This window comes from Roseiarcus sp. (assembly GCF_052145395.1).
Lineage (GTDB): Bacteria > Pseudomonadota > Alphaproteobacteria > Rhizobiales > Beijerinckiaceae > Roseiarcus.
This window is the reverse complement of record NZ_JBKQOT010000684.1, coordinates 1-4,112: the sequence shown is the minus strand read 5'-3', so window position 1 is coordinate 4,112 and position 4,112 is coordinate 1. Positions and strand designations below refer to the sequence as shown.

General features: G+C 66.3%; 1 protein-coding gene and 1 pseudogene. One reads left to right on the top strand and one right to left on the bottom strand.

The features are described 5' to 3' along the window. The coding region (locus ACLP25_RS23400) for an autotransporter domain-containing protein (protein ID WP_442471531.1) at positions 1–3,558 on the top strand (3,558 nt) is incomplete at its 5' end. A gap of 157 nt (positions 3,559–3,715) precedes the next feature. Here the strand turns inward: ACLP25_RS23400 and ACLP25_RS23395 are convergent. After that, positions 3,716–4,112, bottom strand: a pseudogene (locus tag ACLP25_RS23395) (acetyl-CoA carboxylase carboxyltransferase subunit alpha); the annotation flags it as partial.

The following is a 4,112-nucleotide window of genomic DNA, read 5'->3' as shown; positions in this document are numbered from 1 at the left end:
TCGTCCGTGCCAGCGTACATCACGTTCACCGGCGCGCCTCCGGGCCAATTCGATGCGACGGTCGCCGGCACGAGCATCCAGCTCCAGGACGGGGTCAGCTACAGCCTTTCGACTCTTGCTGCCGGCGTAGATGTCACAAACTACCCGTCAGGTCGGGTTTTCGTTTCCCTCGGGGCCGGACTGACCGGTCTCAGCCCCAGCAACGATTACGCGCCCAACTTCCTTAATCCGAACGGGCCAAATTTCACGACCCGGATGGACAAGTACGAAATCACCTATAACGGCTCGACCGGCGGCGCCAATCTGAGCTCGACCGACTTCTTTGGCATCCCTCTGGAACTGAAGACAACGGGAGGCGCCCATCCGACGACACTCACCTGGAATTACGATGGCGCCGTCAACACGGCCACGGTCTTCCAGAACCTCGCCGCCCTCGAGGGTTACCAGACCGACACGACTTCCAACACCCTCGGCGCCCTCGTCGTCAACGGCGCCGACGGCGTCACGATCGACACGCCTAGCGGACCCTTGACCGGGGTGGTTCGCATCATCGCGCCAAGCACCACCAACGGCGGGACGACGCCGTACCCGGGCTTCGACAACTACTTGACCTATCTTGAGACGGGCGGAACCGGCTCGACGCCGATCCACGCCGACATCGCAGGCCAAAACGGACAATACCCGAAAGGCGGGGCGTTCCAGAACTATAATTTGGACGCCTACATCTCGAATACCGCGCAGACGATCAATGGGCTGTCGATCCATCCCGGCGATCTTGTGCTCAATGGCCAGGTGACGCTCGGGGCCACCTCGAGCAACCTGACCATTCTGGTTAGCAAGGCGAACCTGTCCTCATACGCCATCTACGGCGCGAACCCTTCGTTCACGATCTGCCCCAGCTGTTCGGACCCTTACAACGTCGTCCAAAAGGCGATCGCCGACTATTTCTCCGGACTGAACTTCGGCTTCGTCGGCAGCACGGCGCCCAATCCGAACGCACCGGGAAAGACGATTGGCGCTTCGCCCTCCTGGACCTGGTACGGCAACCAGCCGAACGGAGGCGGGCCCAAGCCGCTGCCGCTGAGCGACGCCTATGCCGCCGCGCAGCCGGGCGACCCCTACTACAACGCGTACGCCGGCTATCTGAACAACAGCAGCGCCCCGGTGACGGACAGCTACGGCTTTCCCTACACGGACCGGCTCACGAGTCCTTTGGCGCCTCTCGACCCGAACACGATCCTGACGATGACCATTCTGCCCGACGTGGCCGCGTCCGGTACGGACGCCTGGGAAATCACGGTCGCCTCGGCACAGACGCAAACGTATTCGAGCGTCATCTTCGGCCCCAGCCCGTCCTCTGCGCTCACGGTCGACGGCGGCGGAACGGCAATTCTGTCCGGCCAGAACACCTACTCGGGCGGCACGACGATCACTGGGGGCACGACCGTTCAGGTCACGAACTCGAACCCGGGGGTTTCCTCCTCGATCGGCACGGGCGGCCTCACGCTGGACGACGGAATCCTGCAGGCGGGCGCGAACGATCTCACCTTCAACAACGCCGTATCGCTGACGAGCAACGGCGGGACCTTCGACACGAACGGCAATACGCTGACCTGGAGCGGCGCCGTCTCCGGCGAGGGTGAACTGATCAAGGTCGGGACCGGGACCCTGATCCTGACCGGCGCCAACACCTATGCAGGCGGCACGCTCCTCGATTTCGGCACGCTCGGGATCGGGTCGAACGGCGCGCTCGGCGCAGGCGCCCTCCTTATGCAGCCCGGCACGACGCTGCAGTTCGAGGCGAGCGGGCTCACGCTCCCGAACCCGATCGTGCTGAACGCCGATCCGACCATCGACACCGGATCGAATACGGACACGATCTCGGGCGTCATCTTGGGGCTGGGCGCGCTCAACAAGATCGGCTCGGGAACGCTCATCCTGTCCGGCGCGAGCACCTATTCGGGCGCGACCGACGTGCAGGCGGGGACGCTCGGGGTGACGGGATCGCTCGCCTCGACCGTCACGGTGGAATCGGGCGCAATCCTCGGCGGAACGGGGACGATCGGCGGGCTCATCGCCAACAGCGGGGCGACCATCGCGCCGGGCGTGCTTCAGCCCTATGCGACGTTCACCGTCAACGGCGTGGCCTTTTTAGCGGCCGGCTCGACGTTCGCGGTCACTATCGGTCCCGCCGGCCAGAACGACAAGCTCGTCTCCACCGGACCGACGACGATTTCCGGCGGAACGGTGGAGATCGTCGCTGCGAGCGGAACCTATGCCCCCTCGACGCGATACACGCTCATCAGCGCCGAGGGCGGCGTCTTCGGGGCTTTCGCCTCGCTTTCGACCAGCGCGAGCTTCGCCTTCCTCGACCCGAGCCTGAGCTACGACGCCAACGACGTCTATCTGGGTTTTGCCGTCCAGCCGTTTGCTTCGGTGGCTCAGACACCCAATCAGGTCGCGACCGCGATGGCGCTCCAGGCGCAGCCGGCCGGCTCGCCGCTCTACGACGCGCTCATCGGCCAGACCGCGCCGGGCGCGCTCCAGGCTTTTGACGCGCTGTCGGGGGAAATCCACGCGAGCGCGGCCTCGGCGGCGTTCGACGATCAGCGCCTGCCGCGCGAAGCGGTGTTCGACCGTCTTGCAACGCCCTATGACGGCGCGCTCGCCGGCGGCGCGCAAACCGTCCAGACGCTTCTGGCGCCGAACCCGACCCAAGTCTTGGCCGCCTGGGGCCAGGCGTTCGACGACTGGGGCCATATCGGCGGCGACGGCAACGCCGCGACCCTCACCAACGATGTCGGCGGCCTGGTCTTCGGCGCGGACGCGACCCTTCAGGGCCGCTATCGCCTCGGTGTCGCCGGCGGCTACGACGATTCGACGCTCGGGCTCAATGCGCGCAGTTCCTCCGGCAGCGTCTCGACGACCTTTATCGGGCTCTACGGCGGCCTCAACGACGGCGCGCTGCAGCTCAGAGGCGGCGGGTTCTACGGCGCCAATCATTACGGAACGAGCCGCACGGTGGACCTTACCGGATTCGGCGGCTCGCTCAGCTCCGGCTACGGCGGCGATACGTGGCAGGCGTTCGCGGAGGCCGGCTGGCGGATGCCGCTCGGCCAGCTTGAGGCCGCATCCGCCTGGGTCGAGCCGTTCGCCGGCCTGACGGGGCTTCAGATCGCGACAGGGAGCTTCAGCGAGTCGGTCGGGGCCGCGGCGCTCAACGGCGCTTCGGCGGCCTACGACTACGGGATCACGACGCTCGGCCTGCGCGGCGAGGCCTCCCTTTCCGCCTGGGCGCCGCTCGTGGCGAACGCCAGGATCGGGTGGCAGTACGCGTTCGGCGACGTGACGCCGACCTCGACCATGGCCTTCGCCAGCGCTCCCACCGTTCCCTTCGCGATCGCCGGCGCGCCGGTCGCGCGCAGCGCGCTCGCGCTCGAAGTGGGCGTCGATTGGCGTTTCACGGCGAACGTCAAGCTCGGCGTCTACTATTCCGGCCTCATCGCCTCGAACGCGAGCGACAACGCCATCAAGGCCAAGCTCGAAGCGAAATTTTGACGGAGCGGCCCTTGCGGTCGATCCTTCTCGCCCGAGTGGAGTCTGGCCTAACCCTCAAGATCCCGAGCCGGATTGTCAGGCGCGCTGGACGGCGATGACGATCCTCATGATTAATCTACCGTCCCCGTACCAATAAAGCATTCCCGCTGCAGCCAAATTACACCTTCCGCCCGATCGCCAGAAACTTTTCGGCCCGCGCCTCGCGGATCTGGTCGGGACTCATGTTCTGCATCGCCTTCAAGGCTTCCGAGATCGCCCGGCCGGTCGCGGCGACCGCCGTCTCCGGGTCGCGATGCGCCCCGCCGAGCGGTTCCGACACGATCGTATCGACGATGCCGAACCTGAGCAGGTCCTGGGCGGTGATCTTCATGCCGGTCGCCGCCTCCTGCGCCTTCGACGAATCCCGCCACAGGATCGAGGCGGCCGCTTCCGGCGAGGCGACGGTGTAGATCGCGTGCTCCAGCATCAGCACCTTGTTGGCGGTGGCGAGGGCGATGGCGCCGCCCGAGCCGCCCTCGCCGATGATCGTCGCCACATTGGGGACGCCGAGGGCG